22 protein-coding genes are annotated in these 20,192 nt (G+C 33.2%); 9 read left to right on the top strand and 13 right to left on the bottom strand.

The features are described 5' to 3' along the window. On the bottom strand, window positions 1-495 hold the full coding sequence (locus AAGE00_RS03595; protein ID WP_007302735.1) for a hypothetical protein: 495 nt from the start codon (window positions 493-495) through the stop codon (window positions 1-3). A 286-nt stretch (window positions 496-781) separates the two neighbouring features. Here AAGE00_RS03595 and proS point away from each other — a divergent pair, with 286 nt between their 5' ends. Next, window positions 782-2,041, top strand: a complete 1,260-nt coding sequence (proS, locus tag AAGE00_RS03590; protein ID WP_341815362.1) for a proline--tRNA ligase — start codon at window positions 782-784, stop codon at window positions 2,039-2,041. Then, entirely contained in the window at window positions 2,038-2,412 is a 375-nt protein-coding gene (locus tag AAGE00_RS03585; RefSeq protein WP_213863686.1) for a holo-[acyl-carrier-protein] synthase, read from the top strand. The genes proS and AAGE00_RS03585 overlap by 4 nt, the downstream gene beginning before the upstream one ends. A 52-nt stretch (window positions 2,413-2,464) precedes the next feature. On the opposite strand, the gene AAGE00_RS03580 is transcribed toward AAGE00_RS03585, so the two are convergent. From AAGE00_RS03580 to AAGE00_RS03560, 5 genes are all read right to left on the bottom strand, one after another. Further along, window positions 2,465-3,199, bottom strand: a complete 735-nt coding sequence (locus AAGE00_RS03580) for a hypothetical protein (RefSeq protein WP_213863685.1) — start codon at window positions 3,197-3,199, stop codon at window positions 2,465-2,467. A gap of 58 nt (window positions 3,200-3,257) precedes the next feature. Next, window positions 3,258-3,647, bottom strand: coding sequence for a phage tail tube protein (locus tag AAGE00_RS03575; protein WP_007302803.1), 390 nt, complete (start codon window positions 3,645-3,647; stop codon window positions 3,258-3,260). Then, window positions 3,622-4,023, bottom strand: a complete 402-nt coding sequence (locus AAGE00_RS03570; RefSeq protein WP_033445336.1) for a DUF3168 domain-containing protein — start codon at window positions 4,021-4,023, stop codon at window positions 3,622-3,624. Before AAGE00_RS03570 ends, AAGE00_RS03575 begins: the two co-directional genes overlap by 26 nt. Window positions 4,024-4,359: 336 nt before the next feature. Beyond that, the gene (locus AAGE00_RS03565) at window positions 4,360-4,890 is read right to left on the bottom strand and encodes a head-tail connector protein (RefSeq protein ID WP_007302801.1); all 531 of its coding nucleotides are present in this window, start codon (window positions 4,888-4,890) and stop codon (window positions 4,360-4,362) included. A gap of 102 nt (window positions 4,891-4,992) precedes the next feature. Further along, complete coding sequence (locus AAGE00_RS03560) at window positions 4,993-5,286, bottom strand: hypothetical protein (RefSeq protein WP_213863684.1); 294 nt, start codon at window positions 5,284-5,286, stop codon at window positions 4,993-4,995. 694 nt (window positions 5,287-5,980) lie between these two features. Between AAGE00_RS03560 and dut the strand changes: the two genes are divergently transcribed. Next, window positions 5,981-6,442, top strand: a complete 462-nt coding sequence (gene dut / locus AAGE00_RS03555) for a dUTP diphosphatase (RefSeq protein WP_052264873.1) — start codon at window positions 5,981-5,983, stop codon at window positions 6,440-6,442. Window positions 6,443-6,510: 68 nt separating this feature from the next. Then, window positions 6,511-7,188, top strand: a complete 678-nt coding sequence (locus AAGE00_RS03550; protein ID WP_213863683.1) for a hypothetical protein — start codon at window positions 6,511-6,513, stop codon at window positions 7,186-7,188. Window positions 7,189-7,287: 99 nt separating this feature from the next. On the opposite strand, the gene nusB is transcribed toward AAGE00_RS03550, so the two are convergent. The 3 genes from nusB to yidC are packed head-to-tail and all read right to left on the bottom strand — an operon-like array spanning window position 7,288 to window position 9,885. Beyond that, window positions 7,288-7,770, bottom strand: a complete 483-nt coding sequence (gene nusB / locus AAGE00_RS03545; protein ID WP_006014794.1) for a transcription antitermination factor NusB — start codon at window positions 7,768-7,770, stop codon at window positions 7,288-7,290. After that, window positions 7,770-8,198 (bottom strand): 6,7-dimethyl-8-ribityllumazine synthase, encoded by a 429-nt coding sequence (locus tag AAGE00_RS03540; RefSeq protein WP_052264871.1) that lies wholly within the window; start codon window positions 8,196-8,198, stop codon window positions 7,770-7,772. The genes nusB and AAGE00_RS03540 overlap by 1 nt, the downstream gene beginning before the upstream one ends. After that, window positions 8,176-9,885 carry a membrane protein insertase YidC gene (yidC, locus tag AAGE00_RS03535; RefSeq protein ID WP_019236304.1) on the bottom strand — a complete coding sequence of 570 codons (1,710 nt, stop codon included), beginning with the start codon at window positions 9,883-9,885 and terminating at the stop codon, window positions 8,176-8,178. The genes AAGE00_RS03540 and yidC overlap by 23 nt, the downstream gene beginning before the upstream one ends. Before the next feature lie 113 nt (window positions 9,886-9,998). On the opposite strand from yidC, the gene AAGE00_RS03530 reads away from it, so the two are divergent. Then, on the top strand, window positions 9,999-10,523 hold the full coding sequence (locus AAGE00_RS03530) for a TIGR02281 family clan AA aspartic protease (RefSeq protein ID WP_213863682.1): 525 nt from the start codon (window positions 9,999-10,001) through the stop codon (window positions 10,521-10,523). Between the two features lie 161 nt (window positions 10,524-10,684). Then, window positions 10,685-11,644: an IS5 family transposase gene (locus AAGE00_RS03525; RefSeq protein ID WP_341815149.1), complete on the top strand. Its 960-nt coding sequence runs from the start codon at window positions 10,685-10,687 to the stop codon at window positions 11,642-11,644. A gap of 12 nt (window positions 11,645-11,656) precedes the next feature. Here AAGE00_RS03525 and secF read toward each other — a convergent pair whose 3' ends face one another. Together secF and dnaA are read right to left on the bottom strand one after the other, a co-directional pair. Next, complete coding sequence (gene secF / locus AAGE00_RS03520; protein WP_341815361.1) at window positions 11,657-12,532, bottom strand: protein translocase subunit SecF; 876 nt, start codon at window positions 12,530-12,532, stop codon at window positions 11,657-11,659. Window positions 12,533-12,689: 157 nt separating this feature from the next. Continuing rightward, window positions 12,690-14,072 carry a chromosomal replication initiator protein DnaA gene (dnaA, locus tag AAGE00_RS03515; protein WP_213863681.1) on the bottom strand — a complete coding sequence of 461 codons (1,383 nt, stop codon included), beginning with the start codon at window positions 14,070-14,072 and terminating at the stop codon, window positions 12,690-12,692. Window positions 14,073-14,397: 325 nt separating this feature from the next. On the opposite strand from dnaA, the gene AAGE00_RS03510 reads away from it, so the two are divergent. After that, window positions 14,398-15,135 carry a glutamine synthetase gene (locus AAGE00_RS03510; RefSeq protein ID WP_007302792.1) on the top strand — a complete coding sequence of 246 codons (738 nt, stop codon included), beginning with the start codon at window positions 14,398-14,400 and terminating at the stop codon, window positions 15,133-15,135. A gap of 3 nt (window positions 15,136-15,138) precedes the next feature. Here AAGE00_RS03510 and AAGE00_RS03505 read toward each other — a convergent pair whose 3' ends face one another. Further along, the gene (locus tag AAGE00_RS03505) at window positions 15,139-15,789 is read right to left on the bottom strand and encodes a hypothetical protein (RefSeq protein WP_007302791.1); all 651 of its coding nucleotides are present in this window, start codon (window positions 15,787-15,789) and stop codon (window positions 15,139-15,141) included. A gap of 161 nt (window positions 15,790-15,950) precedes the next feature. Here AAGE00_RS03505 and AAGE00_RS03500 point away from each other — a divergent pair, with 161 nt between their 5' ends. After that, on the top strand, window positions 15,951-16,094 hold the full coding sequence (locus AAGE00_RS03500; protein ID WP_341815360.1) for a hypothetical protein: 144 nt from the start codon (window positions 15,951-15,953) through the stop codon (window positions 16,092-16,094). Between the two features lie 12 nt (window positions 16,095-16,106). Here the strand turns inward: AAGE00_RS03500 and AAGE00_RS03495 are convergent, their stop codons facing one another. Next, on the bottom strand, window positions 16,107-17,066 hold the full coding sequence (locus tag AAGE00_RS03495; RefSeq protein ID WP_341815149.1) for an IS5 family transposase: 960 nt from the start codon (window positions 17,064-17,066) through the stop codon (window positions 16,107-16,109). A gap of 102 nt (window positions 17,067-17,168) precedes the next feature. Between AAGE00_RS03495 and AAGE00_RS03490 the strand changes: the two genes are divergently transcribed. Next, window positions 17,169-20,153, top strand: coding sequence for an efflux RND transporter permease subunit (locus AAGE00_RS03490; RefSeq protein WP_341815359.1), 2,985 nt, complete (start codon window positions 17,169-17,171; stop codon window positions 20,151-20,153). The last annotated feature ends 39 nt before the right edge of the window (window positions 20,154-20,192 follow it).

The following is a 20,192-nucleotide window of genomic DNA, read 5'->3' as shown; positions in this document are numbered from 1 at the left end:
TTAGTAACCAAGCTCATGATCATCACCAACAGATGGTGAAGGACCAGGTGAAAAAGATTGGCCATGATGATCACCTGCATCATGCATATCATGCAAACCATCAGCACTATGAGCCATTTCATTGCTAGCGTGGGGATAATCATCCGGATGATGCCCCTCATCACCGTAGTCCATACCCATTCCTTCTGATGGCATATCTTCTCCACCTCCACCTGAAAAATATTCAGCAAGACTTTCAAGAAATTTTATGCCAAACATATTACCTGATTTCCCAAATAACGTTACTAGACTGCTACCACTTACCAAACCTTCAAACACATTATTATAAGCAGCAATTGCTCCTTCATGAAAGTTGAACATCCACTTCATTCCATCCACAATTGTTGCAACAGAGTCACTATGACCAAGACCGAAACCACTTTTCTCACTAGCGGCTTCCTGGTGTTGCTGCTGTGCCTGCCATTCTGCGATATTTGGACCTTGTGCTTCACTCATAAACTTTTATTCTAAGCCTTAAGCTATTATTTTACCAAAAACACTGTAAAATATCAATTGTTTAAGAGAGGTTATCATAAAAATATCTAACACTAAGCTATTTTTATGATTCTGATTACTCTATACCAAAACATCGATGATGTGCTGTGGTAAAAAAGTGATGACTTGAGGTTTAAGATAGCTTCTATTTCTTCTTAGAAGACTGCTCCTCTCTCTTTCCTTTTTAAATAAGTTTACCTACAGGTCTGATTGTATTAAGATTACTTAGTACAATCAGATTTATCAAATGCGTTTATCTCAATATTACCTGCCAACTTTAAAAGAAACCCCGGCTGGTGCTGAAATTATTTCTCATCAATATTTGTTACGTGCGGGCTTAATCAAGCAGACAGCATCTGGAATTTATTCTTGGCTGCCGCTTGGCCTTTTGGTACTTAAAAATATTGAAAATATTATCAGAGATGAAATTGGTGCAATTGAAGTGTTGATGCCTTGTGTGCAGCCAGCAAGTCTTTGGCGAGAGTCAGGACGTTACGATGATTACGGCAAAGAAATGCTACGTATTAAAGATAGGCATGAAAGCGATATGCTTTTTGGTCCAACACATGAGGAGGTGGTAACTGATTTGATTAGAAATACGGTAAAAAGTTACAAAGATTTACCACTTTGTTTATATCAAATTCAGTGGAAGTTTCGTGACGAAGTAAGACCTCGTTATGGCGTTATGAGAGGCAGGGAATTTCTGATGAAGGATGCATACAGTTTTGATGTAGATTACGAAGGTGCACTGAATTCATATAATTTGATGTATAAAACTTACATAAAAATCTTCAAACGAATGGGGCTTACTCCAATTGGAGTGAGGGCAGATACAGGACCAATTGGAGGAAATTTAAGTCATGAATTTCATATATTGGCAAACACCGGTGAGAGCACTCTATATTATGACAATAAACTTTTTGAATTACTAGAAAGCGAAGATATTGAAAGCCTGAAGAGCATATATGCAGTTGCAGACGATATGCATGATCCTGAAAGTTGTCCTATAACGCAAGAACAGTTAAATGTTAGCAAGGGTATTGAAATAGGGCATATTTTTTATTTTGGTGATAAATATTCGAAACCTATGAAGGCAAGTGTTACTTCTCAAGATGGAAAAAATGTTAACATGCATATGGGTTCGTATGGTATTGGAGTTTCAAGGCTTGTTGGCGCAATAATAGAAGCTTTCCATGATGATAAAGGAATTATCTGGCCAGAGGCAGTAGCTCCTTTTAAAGTTGGTTTGATCAATTTACAAACAAAAGTAACGGAGGCTGCAGATAAAATATACAAAGCTTTGAAAAGCGATGAAGTGCTTTATGATGATACGGACGAAAGTGTAGGAGTGAAATTTGCCAGAATGGATCTGATAGGCTTGCCGTGTCAAATAATTATTGGAAAGAAAGCAGTAACTTCAAATATAGTTGAAGTAAAAAATAGGGAAACTGGAGAGGTAGAGGAAATACAAGTTGAAGAAGCAATAAATCGTTTTAGTGCAAAATGATATACGGTATTGGCACTGACATAGTATATATACCCAGAATATTGAGAATATCACAAAAATACGGGGAAAAATTTCTCAATAAAGTCTATACTAAGAAGGAGATAGAGATAAGCAAAAAATATAATAGCCAAGAAGTAAGAGCAAAATATTTTGCTAAACGCTTTGCTGCAAAGGAAGCTTTTGTTAAAGCGCTAGGCACTGGATTCAGCCAAGGAATTATAATGAAAGATATAGAAATATACAGTAATATCAGGGGAAAACCACATCTTGCTATCACAAAGGATTTCATCTCGAAAGACTACAAGATACACCTTTCTCTAAGTGATGATCAAGATTATGCTACTGCGTTTGTTGTAATTTCCGTTGAGTAGATATTGTTTAGTACATACGATTTCAAAAATTTTTTTGAAATTATACTTTGACCTACACAGATCGACCTTTCTGTGAATCCTGGTTTCTGCTTTCTTCAACTTGTTTTGCAAAAGACGTCTCTTGTGTATTCATATGTTGAAGTGGTTTAGCAATTTCGCGCACAACAGCAGCAACTGCAGTTAAAAACGCCTTGAATAATCCACCTAAAACTCCACCAACTGCTTCTCTACCGTACATAAGAGCTTGCTTTTCATTGTCATCAGCAGTTTCCCCTGCCCTCCTTCGTGGATCCATTCTATGAGCAATAACTGAAAACAACACCCCCCTAATTGAAGACTTCACTCGTGCTTTTGCCTTCTGAACATCCCCATCACTTGCTACTTCATGTTTTTCCCTACTATTCATTAGCTCCTTTTGTTGTTGAAAACTTAAGATCTCTTCCATCAGTTGTTTCTTTCTCTTTTCCAGAACTCTTTTCTTGGACTCTGATTTATCGCGAGTGTGTTTTGTGGTTTCAAGTTCTACATCAATATCCTCAGATGCTGCTTGGCTATATAAGGTTTCTATGAGCCTATCTATACTTCGCTTTACTTGCATAGTCCTTTCGTAACTATCTAAATTATCAACTCCTTCATCAATTTGACTTAAAATATCCTCGAAAGGTTTTAAATACTCTTTAAATTGCTCTTCGAGCTGATTTTCATTCTTCAAATTCCTTTCTCTTCTGTCATCGCTATTCTCTTCAACATTATCATCGCCTTCTTCGAAAAGATCCTCATCGTTCATAATTTTTTTTAATTTATTCCCACTTATTATTATTGTATATGAAAAAATTAAATTAACACTAATGAAAAGTGTTCACAACTTCAGCACTGGCTAAAACTACAGTGAAGCTGTCAAAAGTGGCAGGATCATAATATCTCTCATACAATTCAACCGAACACCTGAGTTTTATCTTCTCCTTAGCATTAAAACTAATCTCATAATCATTATTAGAGTTTAACATTGCAGAATTACGCAATAATTCATCAGCCAATACTGAATTTAAAATGCCATTAATTTTTATTGTAATCTTTCTACTTCCAGCACAATCAAGCACTTTTCTCCAGCCAAAAGAGGAAATATCTTTCATCTCCTCTTTGTTATTACGCAAAGTAAACCTTAAGTTTCGTATATTATTCAGCACAACAAAATTATTGTCATGACCTTTAATTTTCAGCTGTAATTTGCTCATCGCTACCTCCTTGTATTAAAATATCAAAATTAATTGTTGAATGTAAAACTTCATCATGCTGATTTATAACACAATTACTTTCCAAAATGGTCTCACTACTAATGCTCTTTACCACCAAGCCAACATGCTTTATAGCAGCAAGCATGCTGCTTATATGATAAGTATATATGTCGCATGAAAATCTTACTTTTGTAGCAAAATTAGATAGCATATGCAGGTTAACATAATTTACTATGCGCAATCTCAGATAAGGAATAGTAACCTGCTTAGGCAGGTAATCATAGATGTTAGTAACATATTTCTTTAAATCAGAGTTTGCTTTTAATGCTGCATAAATACTATCATACAACTCATTTATAATTTGAATTTTTTCCATCTCACAGATACGTTTACGAAGATTGCAATTTGCAGGTACAACAGATGGTATCATCCTAGTGCTTACTGCACGAACATTATCTGTCAAGAAGATGTCATCCCATCCCCAGACACTGGTTCACTTTATAATGATGTCGTTCCAGTAGCTCTTTCTTGTAATCCCAGTACTGGGATCCAGGAATTTTATTAAGTTGGTAAGCATAAAAGTAGCCGTTTTATTTTAAAATACAACGTTTTGATGATCATGAAAAAACTGGATCCCAGTACTGGGATGACATCGAAGGGGCTACTCGGATGACACCATCTGTTGTATCTGCTATTGAATGACAAACAGGAACTACAAAACAACCTTTGGTTCGCGAAATGGAGAATACACCTTCTTTACCTCAGATAAATGGCTACTTACTTCTGATTCACGATTTTTATAGAGAGCAGAAACATGCTGTATAATACCTAGCTTTATTTGCTCAGGAACACTATCATAACCAGCTTCATATACAACATCAGCCCTTATTATGTTCAAATAATTGAAAAATTCAATATAGCTTCCTATATCACTAAAATAATAACTAAGTTTTCTATTCTTATCAGTAGCCAATATTATTTTATTCACAGGACCATAGCTTAAATAGATTCTACGAGGTATATAACCTTCATATGAAACTTGCCACGTTTGCTTTACTAGAGACTTTTCCATATGCCACTGAGCATAATCAGTTGCCATAAAAATAAAACTTGAAATCAACTTATCATCTTGATCATTTTCAATTCGTAAAAAAGATTTAACCTCTCCTAAAGTTACTGGAAAAGATTTAGGCTTAGACTTACGTTGTATATTTATAATTGGATACTTTAGTCTTGTTGACATAACAACCCTCCTTTTCTATATATAGCTAAAATAAGTAAGACTTATCCATAAAAAATCTTACTTATTTTAGTTATCACTTAATATTAAATTGCAGCAGCAACTCTATCGTACAAGTATATTGAGAAGAGAACGTATTAACGCTGTTTCTCCTTTTTTATTGATCAAGTTTACTAAGCCGGATTTTAGTAGATTGACATTCTGAGAATGAATGTTATTGAAAGTGGAGTTTATCTCTTTAGCAAGTAGACTGCGAAATTTCTGCACACTTTCATATGCGATATTTTCAAGTTCATGTGCAAACTTATCTTGAGCTACAGCTGATATGTCTTCAACTTTCTCATTGAACTCTTCTAGCCTTCTTTCCTTACCTTTAAAATTTTTCGTAAAAGTTTTCATATTAATTGGCCTCAACTATTCTCATAATTATAATGACAATAAAAAGACTACCGAAGTAAAAAATTAGCACTACAATACTGCAAACAACAGCAGCACACCAAACCGGTTCACTTTATAGCGTAAATTCAAGTATGTCATTCAAGTAGCCCCTTTGATGTCATTCCAGCGCGTGACGCTGGAATCGAGTCTTTCAACCGTTGTGTTTTAGCATAAAGCAACTACTTTTGTGCTTACCAACCTAATAAAATTTCTGGATGCCAGTGTCTGGGCATTGACCATTTGCTGTATTCAAAAATGAATGTTCGTACAATTATGTGTCACGTGCTGGAACATAAGGTGTCATTCAAGTAGCCCCTTTTTTCTCATCCCAGTGCCCAGACACTGAGATCCAGGAACCAGCGTCACGCGCTGGAATGACACCCTCTATACAAACGTACTGTTTTAAACGTTTTATAAGCCCGTTTCAGCTTATATTAGGTAGAAATTATTGTGAAGACATAAAGTGCACATAGCGGAAAGATTTATAAGACGCCAACTGTATAATACTTTTGTCGTTTAATCTGAACAGATTGAAGGTAATAAAACACTTTGAATTTTATAGTAAGTAAGCTGAAAGATTTGTCAAGTAGTTTTCTTATCTTTTACAGGCATAATTTACATGCTACAATCAAATTTTCATAACTGGTGAATAAAAATGCAAAGAGACAAAATTAAAGTAGAAATAAAAAAGTTATCACATGGCGAAAGCCTGCCTCTTCCCTGTTATGCAACTATGCAGAGTGCTGGCATGGATCTTTATGCTGCATTGAATGACTCTGCTGTTTTAAATCCACTTGAGAGATTACTTGTTCCAACTGGAATTGTGATTGCAATACCAAACGGTTTTGAGGGGCAAATCCGCCCACGTTCTGGGCTTGCTGCAAAACATGGAATCACTGTCTTAAATTCTCCGGGCACTATAGACTCCGATTATCGAGGTGAAGTTAAAGTTTGCCTAATCAATCTAAGTAATCAGCCATATGAAATAAAAAGAGGAGATAGAATTGCACAAATTCTTATCACTCCTGTACCTGAGATAATTTGGAACAACATAGAAGAATTCTATGCAAAAGAAACTGCTCGCAATGAAGGAGGCTTCGGCTCAAGTGGTAGATAATTTATTGTTTATAAGTTGACAATAATAATTCTTTACATACAACTTTAATTAATTTAAATGAGGCAATTATGTTAATTTTTAAAAACCACCGTGGCCAGCTCCACAAAACAAATACTGCACTTTTAGTACTTACTTCTCTGTATGTTATAGGCGCAGCAGTAGCACTTTCATCACCATATTTGATGTCTTCAACTTATATACTTGCTCCACTTGCAGCTTTTGCAGCTACACCACTTGGAATGAGTGTTTTAGCATTTGTTACTGTTGCACTGATTAGTTTAGCAATATATTCCTTCATGAAAAATAATGAAATATCTGAACTTAAAGCTCCGAGAATTGTTGCTGGTAGCTCTCAAAGATACCTGATGTTGCAGGTAACAAATAAAGATCTTGAATTTATTGAAAAGAACTATAAGAACGAAAATGGTGAATATACTATAGATTTTACTAACTCAAAAGGCGAAGTATTCAAAGCTGAGAGTTATGGTCAGATCAGATATATTGATAATCCTGATCCAATCTTGCTTGGCAACACTAAACTCCTTGATATACATCAGCTATACAAGAAGAAAGGGGATAGTACATTTGAACAGATAAATTGTGGACAGGAGTTAAAAACGTTAGGTTTAAACGTTGAAGAAAATAATGTTCAAGAACTAACCATCGAATTTGTGCCAAGCTCAATTGTTAAGTCACCAAAAGTTGAACACGAAAAGCCAGAAAGATTATTAATCAGCCAAGTATAAAAGGAATAAGTCTTCCCTTCATTTTTTAGTGTTAATGACTTAAACTTATTGTAGAAACTGTCTCAAAAAATAGATATTCACATACTTGTAAGAAATTTGCTAAGGATTTTTATTTAGTCTGACTGCATCCTTTACCTTATCTAACAACCCATTAATAAAGCCAATTTTGTTTGGAGCATCAAGTAAATCAGATGCAATGTTAGTATATTCATTAATAACAATTGGTGCTGGTGTATCAAAATCAATTAACTCACATACTGCAATACGCAAAATAGATAAGCTTATAAGATTTAATCGTGAAAGTGACCAGCTTGGGTGTAAATAAGACTCTATTATTTTATCATATTCTTCACTGCTTTTTATAACCTTACATAACAAGTTTTCTAAGAACTGATGTTCAAATTCTTCACATTCAAATATATCTTTCAACGTACTTATGTAGTCCTTAAGCTCACAATTTTCCAATTTAAAAGTGCTTTTGTTGTAACTTACAAAAATATTTGAATAAGCAATTTGTACAGCAAGAAATCTTGCCGTACTTCTTTTTATGCGCCACTTTTTATCTACTGGTTTTTCCTCCATTATTTTAATTTATTGTGTAGATCTATCATATGCAAAACAGTTGAGGCTGCATGGCCACCAACGTTCTTTTTATTTTTGTCAGCTCTAATTAGTGCTTTATCTTTGCTGTCAGCGGTAATTACGCCCATACCAAGGGGTATTGCATAATGCATAATAACTTCATTTAAGCCTTCGATTACTCCTTTACAAACGTATTTATAATGATCAGTTTCACCGCGAATCACGCACCCAAGAGCTAAATAACCGTCATAATTAGCATTCTTGCTTTTTACTGCAAAGAGAATTGTAGCTGGTATCTCAAATGCACCAGGAACTTCAATTATGTCATAGCTTGCATGACTTTCTTTTAATCTATCGACTGCACCTTCAAGCAAAAGGTTCGCTATTTCGGTATAATAAATTGAATTAACTATTAGTATTTTCGACATTTATCCCGACTTTTCTTGTTAAGAAGAACTTTATTAAGTATTGTTGAACCAGAGTTATAATATTACTAAATATCCAATATATTACCAGGCCGGCAGGAAAAGAAGAAAAAATAAAGACGGAAATGTAAGGTAAAAACTTCATAACATTTACTTGAATATCATCTTTACTGGTTTGATCTTTCTCACTTAGCTTCTGCTGAATTATCATGGTAGCGCCGAAAATTATAGGTAAAATGCCTATAGAAATAGGAAAGTTATAATTAAACAACCCAAATAATGTAAAAATGTTTGTTGGATCAGAAGCTGAAAGATCCTTAATCCATAAATAAAAAGGGGCGTGTCTCATCTCTATAGTAACAAATAATACTTTATACAGAGCAAAAAATACTGGTATTTGTATGAGCATAGGGAAAATGCTCGACATTGGATTTACATTGTTTCTCTTGAACAACGCAATTGTCTCTTTGTGCTGCTTTAAGCTGTCATTTTTGTACAACTCTTTTATACGAGTTAATTCAGGCTGCAGGCTTTTCACCTTGAACATCGAAATATATGATCTATTAGATAAGGGAAGCATCAAAAGTTTGATTACTAAAGTTAGCAATAATATTGCTAAGCCAAAATTTTTCAAAACAAAGTTAAAATATTCAAGCAGTAAAAACACCGGCTTGGTTATAAAATAAAGAACACCAAAATCTACAGCCTTATCAAACAAAGGTATATTGAGAGTGTCTTTATAAGAATCAAGTAAATTCAATTTCTTTGCCCCAGCAAAAAAGTAGTTCAGAGTAGAAACACTTGCACCAGGGAGTATGTGTTTGTAAGGTTTAACAAAATCTACTTGAAACTTATCAATGTTATTAACATTCGTATGCTTAATACTTACATTTATTTGATCAGATTTTTCAGGTATGATAGCTGTAAACCAATATTTATCAGCAAAACCAAACCAACTTTTTTCACTTGTGCTGGCCTTTATTAAACGTTTCTTGGAAATATCCTTATATGTCCACTCCTCTAGTTTATTGTTAAATGCACCTAGTACTCCTTCATGTGATATCCAATAGGATTCGTTAATATTATCACGTTTACGATTGATTTTACCATAGGGAACCAAAACTACATTATCTTTTGTATTGTTTTCAATAATTTGCTCAACTTTAAACATGTAGTTATCGTCAAGGCTAATTTTCATTCTAAATAAAATGCCATTTTCATTATCCCAAAATAAATTGACCTCTTTTTGATTGAGTTTATCTGCTTGCCATACTGTTTTAGAATCTGGAACTTTAATCTTTTCATTCGGATCGAGCCACCCAAATTCTGCGAAATATACATCTTTTGATTCTGCAGGTGACAGTAACACCACTTGTGGAGAAGAAGAACTCGGTTCTAAGTGGTAGTTAGTTAAGATTAAGTCATCAAACCTTGCACCTTTCAGAGAAATTGATCCTTCAAGCATGTTATTGGTTAAATTAACTCTCTGTTCTCTAGTAGAATTAATAATTTCAGAACGATTTTGGTATATCATAGGAGCAAGGTCGTTAGAAGATTCGATATGTTCAATATTTTCAATCGATGGTTGGCTTTGGCTCGTGTTAAGAAAATTATCATAAATAATATGCCATAATACTATAATCAATATAGAAAGAATTGTTGCTAAAATTAAATTTTTTGCTTCTGACATGAAATTAAATCGAACATACCTCCTTAAAGTATATATTAAATATTGTACTAAAACAATAAAATTTACTTATTTTTAATAATAGCTTTTAACGCTAATCTTAAAAATTTACTCTTATGGCTTCAAATTTTAATAATATGAATGCAGCAAAAAATCTAGTTATTTGGCTACTGATAATAGTCATTACTGCAATGTTTATTGATTCACAAGGGGATAAACTAAGCAATAGGTTTCTGAGCACTTTTCTACCGTACAAAGGAAGGGTTCAAAATGGCGAAAGTATTGAATTTACAAAGTCATACGATGGACACTTTTATATTCAAGCTCAAGTCAATGATCGTAATATAACGTTTTTGCTTGATACCGGAGCAACTGATATTGTTCTATCGCAAAAAGATGCGTTACATGCTGGTATTAACTTACAAAACATTCAAGACTTTAAAATATATGAAACTGCAAAAGGTCAAATAAAAGCTGGTGTTGTTCACATCCCTCAAGTTAAAATAGGAAATTTTTTAATTAATGATGTACACGCTAGTGTTAATACTCACTCTATGTCCCATTCATTACTTGGTATGAGCTTTTTGAGATATTTTCATTTCACTATTAGGGATAATAAGCTAATATTATATCGTAGTTAAACGTTCTATACTCTACTTATCAACGCTCTGCAGGTCAATATAGGAGGGCTTTGTTGCATAGCTAGTGTTGGTTGAGGTTATTGTAAGAAGAAAAGCTTTTTAATATATGGCTACTAACGAATTTTGTTGTAAAATAGGCATTTTTCAAACAAGTACAACTTATGCCACAAAAAATGAGAGTAAGTAACCAAAGAGAATATAACGAGTTTCTCAAAAAAAGAGGAAATGTTTTTCATTTTGTTAATCAAGCCATAGAAAATTGGTATGAAAATAGTCCAAAAGTTGCAGGTGGCAATAACACTTATAGTGATAAAGTTGTAATTTTAATACACATAATAGTTCATCTTTTTAGAATTGGCTTGAGACAAGCTGTAGGTTTTGTAAAAGGTTATATGGTACAAATAGGCAAAAAACTTAAGATTATCAGCTATACACAAGCTTCCAGAAGATTTAAAAAGCTTAATTTGAAGATTGATGACCATAGAAGCAATAAAGATGATCTGGAAAATGTTGAAATTGCCGTAGATAGCACTAGAGTTAGTATCTACAATAATAACGGTGGGCATAGTAAGCTTAATATTCGAAAAAGAAAATACAGTGGTTATGGTCAAGTAAGAAAATTACATGTTGTTTTAAACATAAATGATAAGAAAGCAATAAGCATGAACTACACTAGTGGTGTTGCTGTAGACTATTTGCCGGTCTGCGATATGTTAGAAGAAGTCAGTGATAAATATAACATTTGTTCTATTCGAGCAGATGCGGCTTATGATATAAAAAGTGTGTATAAAGAATGCAGAAAATACAATATTGTGCCTATTATTCGCCCTAGGAAGGATACTAAAATTTGTTTAGCTGACTACTTATCAGAAAGAAACAAGTATATTAGTAGAATTAGGTCATATGAGAATTATGAAGATGGTATTAATGAATGGAAGAAAAAAGTTAAGTATGGAGCACGGTCTTATATTGAAGTCTTTTTCTATAGGTTGAAGCAAATATTTGGGTTTGGCTTGAAAAATAAATCAGAGGTAAATCGTGAAAAAGAGCTGTTAATTAAGTGCTACTTATTGAACAAATTTACTGATATAGGTATGGCTGAATTTAAATTAGCTGCGTAAATTCACTGTGATTTACATGCCTATCAGTGCTATGCAACAAAGCCATATAGGAGCAGAGATAAATATTGCGGAACAGGTGCCGATTGCAATGCCAAAAGAAATGATTAAGCAGAAGTCTCTGACCACACCTGTACAAATCAGCACTAAAGGAAGAGCAGCAAGAAGAGTAGTACCTGAAGTTAACATAGTACGAAATAGTGTAGAATTAATGCTAGCATCAACTATTTCATCCATTTCTACATCTTTTCTATTTTTTTTATACTCTCGAATCCGATCGTATATAACCACTGAATTATTGATTGAATAGCCAATCACGGTAAGTAGAGCTGCAACTGATGAAATATTAAACTCAATACTCGTTAAGCTGATAAAGCCAAGAGTTAAAATCACATCATGGATCAGTGCCATTATTCCACCAAGTCCACACTGCCAGCTAAATCTAAGCCAAACATAAAAAAATATTCCAATAATTGCAATTAACATGGCTGATATCCCTTCAAATATCTGCGTTGAGCCTATTTGTGGACCAACATAATCTATTTTACGATAAGTTACTAAATTACCTAATTTGCTTTCTAATATACTTTTAACCTTTTTAATTTTATCTTCATCTCCCTCATCTTTAAACCGCACAACTAAGTTATCACCAGCTTTTGAACTCTGTATCGTAAATCCACTCTCTTTTAATATACCGAGAATAGCATCATCCTTGCTTGAAGATTTTATCTCTATCAAAATTCCACCTGTAAAGTCTATACCCAAATTCATTCCACGCAGCATAAAAGTAAGCATTGAAAAAATGATAAGAATAACGCTAACAAGTGCTGTCAAATTTCTATATTTACTAAATCTTATATCAAGATTATCTGGAATAAGTCTAATTGCCATATTTCCTACTTAAATTGTGATTTTATATACTTTTTAAGCAATCGACTAGCTATTTTCTCTTAGCTTATACTAATAATGATCTTTGATTTACTTAATCTACTTGAACAAGATATTTGATCAAAAAAATGAAAACAGCCTGGTTGTCATTAATAAAGTGCTACTTAAACATCTTTTTTAATCGATTGATTTCATCAGCAAATTTTGGGTCAGTTCTTATGAAATTTTCCACTTGTTTGACTGCGTGTATAACAGTAGCATGATCTCTACCACCAAAATTTCTTCCAATATCTGGTAAACTTTTTTGCGTAAACTTCTTTGCGAAATACATAGCTATTTGTCTCGGCCTCGCAAGACTGCGGAGCCTTCTATTAGATTGCATATCTGCAATCTTTATATTGAAAAATTCAGCTATTTTTTTCTGTATTTCTTCTATTGTGATTGACCTATGATTTGACCTAAGAAGATCAATTAGGGTCTCACTAGCTGATTCTACTGTCATGCTTCTTCCAATTAAAGAGGTATGAGCAACCTTATTTAATGCTCCTTCTAGTTCTCTTATATTGGATTTTATATTCCTTGCCAAAAATTCTAGGACATCCTTTGGAACATACATATTCATTCGTTCCACTTTCGCCTGCAATATACCAAGTCTTAATTCAAAAGTTGTTTCATTAATATCTGCAACTAATCCCCAACCAAGTCGTGATTTTATTCTTTCTTCTACTCCATCAAGATCACTAGGAGACCTATCAGCTGATATAACCAATTGTTTATTTTGGTCTATCAATGCATTGAAAGTGTGAAAAAATTCTTCTTGTGTACTATCTTTACCACTGATAAATTGCACATCATCTACCATCAATACATCTACTGATCTAAATTGCTCTTTAAATAACATAATATCTTTGCTCCGCAGCGCCGTAATATATTGATACATAAATTTCTCTGCTGATAAATATACCACTTTTCTTTTTGCTGACGGAGAATTGACTATGTCCCAAGCTATAGCATGCATTAAATGTGTTTTACCAAGTCCCACTCCACCATATAGAAATAAAGGGTTGCTTCCTGATATTGGATCTATAGATTCCGCTACACGCTTTGCCGCTGTAAATGCTAACTCATTTGACTTTCCTACCACAAAATTATCAAAAGTGAATCTGGTATCTAGTGGTGAACCAAGATTATGATTATTTTCCTCTCTATTTTTTAGTATCGTATTAGAATTTGAATTTCTTTCTTCAATTAATTGAATATCAATAGAACATACACTTTGATCTTCGCTTTGCCATAATGACAATATTTTTTCCATGTAGTGAACTGTAATCCACTCCTTTATAAATCTTGTTGGTACAGACAACAAAACTTCTCCATTTCTGTTGCTGATAAATCTTAGTGAACTCAGCCAGCTGTTATATGTTGCTTCTCCATAGAGATTATGGAGATAATTTTGGATTTTTTCCCAAGTAACATTGTGGTCCGTTACTGTAATAATCTGATCAAAAAACATAGTAAAAACCTTAGGGTTAGTTAAGTTCATATACCACACCAAGAAAGAACAATAATCAGAAAGATGCAAGATAATCAATAGCTTACTGTAAGATAAAAAGCTAAACTACTTAATACATATCTAAAATTATGAGGATTTTTTGACGAGTTGTAAAGAGTATAAAAGCACTAAAATTGATCATTTTTTTGAAATAAAAACAATCAATTTGTAAATGTCGCTTGTACCGAGGATTAGAAGTATGTTATTAAAAAATAGTAATATATTATGTATAAATAAGATATTAAATTTACTGATAAATAAGTAAAGTACTTGTATAAATATAGCTGATTTAGTATAAATTTATTGAAGTAAATTTGTGATTATATTAAGTAATTTGAGTCATAATACTGTATTCGGTATTGAACTGGAGTTTTACACTGAGGGAATAAAAAAAGAATATTTATTTCTGAATAGCATCAAAAATAAAATAGCTTCTCTTGGATTTTTTTGTGAGAAAGAGAGTTCTTTAAACCAATACGAGATAAAAAGTGATTGTTATACGAGTCCTGATAATTTAATTATGCATTTTGAGTTAGTAAAAAAATTACTGATTGGAACAGCACAAGAGTTCGATGGTAATGTTTCTTTTAAAGCAAAACCTTATTTGGATAGAGCAGGCAGCGCACTAAATGTACATGTTAGCCTCATGGATTCAAATAATAATAACTTATTTTATGGCAATAAGCAAAAATATAGTGACCACCTGATTCACAGCATAGGTGGATTATGTGCAATGATGAAAAAACATATGTTGTTTTTTGCTCCAAATGATGATTCATATTTAAGATTTCAGTACCCAGATATTCATACTCCAACTACGATTAGTTGGGGAGTGAATAACAGAACTGCTGCGATAAGAATTCCCTATTTTGGCAACGATTCCAAAAGATGCCGCCTAGAGCACCGTGTTCCTGGAGCAGATTGTAACCTTGAAAAAGTACTCACAGCAATAATTGAAGGTATAGTTTTTGGTATAGAGAACAAAATTGCTCCGCCAAATAGAGTGTATGGCATTGCATCTGATCCTCAATATAAGATGGAGAGTTTGATATAGCAACTACCTGTTAAACCCTAACCCATTAAACTCCTTTGAGGTAATTGGCCATTCTAGCACTTTCCTCACATCATTATTTACATTCCCATACTGTAATAGCAAGTCTGCAGCAGATAGTTTCTGCGTACTTTTAGATGATCCAAGCCCTATATTGGTAAGGTTGCTCGGTGGCTGCTCAGGAAGTGGATTACCAAGTGCATCCATGTGTTTAGGTAAAGGTTCCATAACAATATTTGTAGCACTAGAAACGAAATGACTATCTGTAGTATCAGCACTTTTAGAAAGTGAATTACCTTTGAAATCCATATGTTTAGGTAGTCCATTTTTCATTTCTTCTTCTGCTCTTTTATTTTTTAATTCTTCTTCTAGCTCAGTTTCAGTTCTTTTTGGTTCTTTTACGGTATCTTTTTCTTCACCTTCATCAACACTGCTATACCCTTCATCTTCTGACATATCATCAGTTTTAACAGACTTAGGTCTTGCTTTATTAAGCAATGAAAGTAATGCGTAAGTAACTGCAGCAGCAGTAACTATAATGGCTATCTTTGCAGCAATGTGAATCATTGTTAAAAATACTAAAGTTGATGAAACACCAACCAACCCAGATACGATCGCTTTATTCTTGCCTTCTATCACACTTAAAACTGCTACCACAATAATCCCTCAAATACCATACTAAAGTCATATTATATAGAAATTTTCTTACGCTTGCAAAACTGTAAAAATTTTAATCATTTACATAAAGCTATATGAGGATTAATTAATATATAATTTATCTTAGCTATAATATGATATAAATACGTATAATGTTTGGCATGAAAAGCTTACTTGTAGAGAGGAATAGAACAGTAATATTATTGCTTATCGTGATTTTTACCTTCGGCTCATACACTTATATAAAGATGCCAAGAGAAAGCAATCCTGATAGGCTTTGTTGCATAGCACTGATAGGCATGTAAATCACAGTGAATTTACGCAGCTAATTTAAATTCAGCCATACCTATATCAGTAAATTTGTTCAATAAGTAGCACTTAATTAACAGCTCTTTTTCACGATTTACCTCTGATTTATTTTTCAAGCCAAACCCAAATATTTGCTTCAACCTATAGAAAAAGACTTCAATATAAGACCGTGCTCCATACTTAACTTTTTTCTTCCATTCATTAATACCATCTTCATAATTCTCATATGACCTAATTCTACTAATATACTTGTTTCTTTCTGATAAGTAGTCAGCTAAACAAATTTTAGTATCCTTCCTAGGGCGAATAATAGGCACAATATTGTATTTTCTGCATTCTTTATACACACTTTTTATATCATAAGCCGCATCTGCTCGAATAGAACAAATGTTATATTTATCACTGACTTCTTCTAACATATCGCAGACCGGCAAATAGTCTACAGCAACACCACTAGTGTAGTTCATGCTTATTGCTTTCTTATCATTTATGTTTAAAACAACATGTAATTTTCTTACTTGACCATAACCACTGTATTTTCTTTTTCGAATATTAAGCTTACTATGCCCACCGTTATTATTGTAGATACTAACTCTAGTGCTATCTACGGCAATTTCAACATTTTCCAGATCATCTTTATTGCTTCTATGGTCATCAATCTTCAAATTAAGCTTTTTAAATCTTCTGGAAGCTTGTGTATAGCTGATAATCTTAAGTTTTTTGCCTATTTGTACCATATAACCTTTTACAAAACCTACAGCTTGTCTCAAGCCAATTCTAAAAAGATGAACTATTATGTGTATTAAAATTACAACTTTATCACTATAAGTGTTATTGCCACCTGCAACTTTTGGACTATTTTCATACCAATTTTCTATGGCTTGATTAACAAAATGAAAAACATTTCCTCTTTTTTTGAGAAACTCGTTATATTCTCTTTGGTTACTTACTCTCATTTTTTGTGGCATAAGTTGTACTTGTTTGAAAAATGCCTATTTTACAACAAAATTCGTTAGTAGCCATATATTAAAAAGCTTTTCTTCTTACAATAACCTCAACCAACACTAGCTATGCAACAAAGCCATCCTGATATACAGATTCCTATAATTAGTGTATTTGTCGGGTTTCCTGGTATTTCTGTCGAGGATAGTGAAAAGCTATTAGTGCTTCCTATAGAAAATGAACTAAGATCCATCGAAGGTGTAAAAGAATTGAGAGCTTTTGCAACTAATGATGGTGCTCACATGATAATCGAATTTAGAACAGAGTATAATAATAAAGAAGTGCTCGATAATGTCCGTTCAAAGCTTTTAAACATAAAATCAAAATTACCTATTGAAGCAGAATCTCCGATAATCAATGAAATAGACTTGAGCTTATTTCCGATACTAAACGTTGGCTTGATTGGTAATTTGCCGGAAAGAACTTTAACTGAAATAGCACGCAAACTAAAGAAAGAAATAGAATCTCTGCCAAATGTTCTTAAAGTTGAAGTAGCAGGTATGCGTAAAGAAACAGTGGAAGTTATAATTGAGCCCACAGTTCTAACAAAATATAACATTCAATCAAATGAGATATTTCAAGCTATATCAAACAACAACAGATTGGTAGGAGCCGGATCACTAGAAAATGATACCGGTAAATATTCGATTAAAATATCAGGGTTATTAAAAGACATAGAAGATATTATGAATATTCCTATTAGATCTCAAAGTGATGCAGTTTTGAGAATCAAAGATATAGCAAAAGTATACCTTGGGTTTGAGGATCACCAAGGATTTGCTCGTATTAATGGACTACCTAGCATTGTACTAGAAATTTCAAAACGTAATGGAAAAAACATAATAGACACGGTAAATCAAGTAAAATACTTAATGGACAAAGCAAAAGATCAATTACCTGAAAATTTAAAAGTAGTTTATTTGAATGACCAGTCAAAAAATGTACGTGATGTGCTTGACGACTTGGAAAATGGTATAATATTTGCCGTATTACTAATATTAACCATAATAATGCTCTTTATGGGAACAAGGGCTGCTATTCTTGTTGCACTATCAATACCTGGCTCCTTTCTAATAGGAATAATGGCTCTTTACCTCATGGGTATTACTCTAAATATAGTTGTGCTCTTCAGTTTAATTATGGCAGTTGGCATGCTGGTTGATGATGCAATTGTAATCAGCGAATATGCTGATAGAAAGATGATTTGTGGCATGGATAAAGTAGAAGCCTTTTGCACCTCAGTTCATGATATGTTTTATCCAGTTTTATCATCAACATTGACTAAATTAGCAGTGTTTTTCCCTCTGTTACTCTGGCCCGATACAGTCGGTAAATTTATGCAGTACATACCAATTACAATAATTCTAACTTTAACTGGATCGCTAATTATGGCTTTGGTTTTTATACCAACACTTGGTGCAATATTTGGTAAACCTTCAATAACTTCAAAAAAAGAAATAATAAGAATGAGTGCTATAGAAAGTGGTGAGGTAAAAAATACTGGGCTTATAATAAGAACTTATGTACGTATGTTAGAGAAAGTCTTAGATCACCCCAAAAAATTTGTATGTGTTGTTGTGTTTGTTTTATTTTTGTCTAGTATATTATATTTTACTTTTGGTCCTGGATTAAAGTTCTTTCCGAATGTATATTCAGATAACATTTTAATCAGCGTTAAAGTAAAAGAAAGCTTATCAGCCAAAGAACGAGATTTGATACTTAAGAAAGTAGAAGAACGTATTTTGGGTGTTGAAAAGGAAATTTATGTTTTTTATGCTCGATCAGGAAAATTTTCAGACAACGTTATTGCCAAAATTCAATTGGAACTTGTAGATTGGCGCTGCAGGCGCAAAGCTACGCAAATACTAAATGATATAAGGAGTAGTGTACAAAACATAAAAGGAGTAATAATTGATGTACAGGAACAAAAGTCAGGACCATCAGCTGACAAGCCAATACAAATTAACTTAAGCGGAAGTGCATCCAACTTGAATTCAGTAGCAGAGAAAATCCTAAAAATTATGGACCAACCTTCATCTGGATTTATAAATATTCAAGATAGTAGATCAGCACCTGAAATAGAGTGGAATATGAGTATTGATAAGAGTAAGGCTACAAGCTCTGGAGTAAGTGTTGCAACCATCGGTGATTTTATAAAGATGGTTACAAATGGAGTATTAATTGGAAAATATAGACCAAATAACGCAGATGAAGAAATTGATATTGTACTACGCTTTCCCAGAAAGAATCGCAACATGAAAACTATAGATAACCTTTTTATTAATACAGCAAATGGACCATATTCTATGAGTAGCATAGTGAAATACGTTCCCGAAAAAAAGGCAAATAAACTAAGTAGGATTGATGGATCACGCACAGTAACAATCTCTGCTGACGTTGATACTGGCTATCTTGTTGATGAAAGAGTTAAGTTCATTCAAAATTCGATTACTCAAGACTGTAGTAAAGGAGTAAAGATTGATTTCAAAGGTGATAAGGAAGATCAACAAAAATCAGGAGCATTTTTATTAAAGGCTTTTATATTAGCAATTACATTGATGATATTGGTGCTAGTGGCACAGTTTAACAACATATACTATACATTTATCGTAATGACAGCAGTGTTTTTATCAACAACATGTGTATTTTTCATTTTCTTTCTTATTCAGAAAGTTTTTGTAGTTGTCATGTGTGGAGTGGGGATAATTGCTTTAGCAGGAATTATAGTGAATAATAATATACTATTGCTTGATGCCTTTCATCAGCAAATTAAGGTGCGCAAAAATAACATTAAGCAATGTATAATAAACGCTTCAATTTCTCGCATCAGGCCAATACTACTTACCGTTGCAACTACAGTTCTTGGTTTAATACCGATGATTACTAGGTTAAATATCAGTTTTTTTACGCTACAAATCACATATGATGCTCCATCAAGCCAGTGGTGGGTTGATATTTCAGCAACCATAGCAAGTGGAATATTGGCTGCAACGGTCTTAACTTTATTCTTTACTCCGGCATTGCTTATCATACAAAGACATGAAAAAACTTGACTTAAATTAGCAATCATTTAACATTTAAGATAGCGTTCT

Source organism: Wolbachia endosymbiont (group B) of Aricia artaxerxes, from assembly GCF_964026975.1.
In the GTDB taxonomy this organism is placed as follows: Bacteria; Pseudomonadota; Alphaproteobacteria; order Rickettsiales; family Anaplasmataceae; genus Wolbachia.
The sequence above is the reverse complement of the archived record's forward strand: the minus strand, read 5'-3'. Positions and strand labels throughout refer to the sequence as shown.

Bases quoted from the DNA above. Each gene is read 5' to 3' on its own strand.
- AAGE00_RS03595 (WP_007302735.1), bottom strand. From the start codon at position 495: ATGAGTGAAGCACAAGGTCCAAATATCGCAGAATGGCAGGCACAGCAG.
- proS (WP_341815362.1), top strand. From the start codon at position 782: ATGCGTTTATCTCAATATTACCTGCCAACTTTAAAAGAAACCCCGGCT.
- AAGE00_RS03585 (WP_213863686.1), top strand. From the start codon at position 2,038: ATGATATACGGTATTGGCACTGACATAGTATATATACCCAGAATATTG.
- AAGE00_RS03580 (WP_213863685.1), bottom strand. From the start codon at position 3,199: ATGAACGATGAGGATCTTTTCGAAGAAGGCGATGATAATGTTGAAGAG.
- AAGE00_RS03575 (WP_007302803.1), bottom strand. From the start codon at position 3,647: ATGAGCAAATTACAGCTGAAAATTAAAGGTCATGACAATAATTTTGTT.
- AAGE00_RS03570 (WP_033445336.1), bottom strand. From the start codon at position 4,023: ATGGAAAAAATTCAAATTATAAATGAGTTGTATGATAGTATTTATGCA.
- AAGE00_RS03565 (WP_007302801.1), bottom strand. From the start codon at position 4,890: ATGTCAACAAGACTAAAGTATCCAATTATAAATATACAACGTAAGTCT.
- AAGE00_RS03560 (WP_213863684.1), bottom strand. From the start codon at position 5,286: ATGAAAACTTTTACGAAAAATTTTAAAGGTAAGGAAAGAAGGCTAGAA.
- dut (WP_052264873.1), top strand. From the start codon at position 5,981: ATGCAAAGAGACAAAATTAAAGTAGAAATAAAAAAGTTATCACATGGC.
- AAGE00_RS03550 (WP_213863683.1), top strand. From the start codon at position 6,511: ATGTTAATTTTTAAAAACCACCGTGGCCAGCTCCACAAAACAAATACT.
- nusB (WP_006014794.1), bottom strand. From the start codon at position 7,770: ATGGAGGAAAAACCAGTAGATAAAAAGTGGCGCATAAAAAGAAGTACG.
- AAGE00_RS03540 (WP_052264871.1), bottom strand. From the start codon at position 8,198: ATGTCGAAAATACTAATAGTTAATTCAATTTATTATACCGAAATAGCG.
- yidC (WP_019236304.1), bottom strand. From the start codon at position 9,885: ATGTCAGAAGCAAAAAATTTAATTTTAGCAACAATTCTTTCTATATTG.
- AAGE00_RS03530 (WP_213863682.1), top strand. From the start codon at position 9,999: ATGGCTTCAAATTTTAATAATATGAATGCAGCAAAAAATCTAGTTATT.
- AAGE00_RS03525 (WP_341815149.1), top strand. From the start codon at position 10,685: ATGCCACAAAAAATGAGAGTAAGTAACCAAAGAGAATATAACGAGTTT.
- secF (WP_341815361.1), bottom strand. From the start codon at position 12,532: ATGGCAATTAGACTTATTCCAGATAATCTTGATATAAGATTTAGTAAA.
- dnaA (WP_213863681.1), bottom strand. From the start codon at position 14,072: ATGAACTTAACTAACCCTAAGGTTTTTACTATGTTTTTTGATCAGATT.
- AAGE00_RS03500 (WP_341815360.1), top strand. From the start codon at position 15,951: ATGAAAAGCTTACTTGTAGAGAGGAATAGAACAGTAATATTATTGCTT.
- AAGE00_RS03495 (WP_341815149.1), bottom strand. From the start codon at position 17,066: ATGCCACAAAAAATGAGAGTAAGTAACCAAAGAGAATATAACGAGTTT.
- AAGE00_RS03490 (WP_341815359.1), top strand. From the start codon at position 17,169: ATGCAACAAAGCCATCCTGATATACAGATTCCTATAATTAGTGTATTT.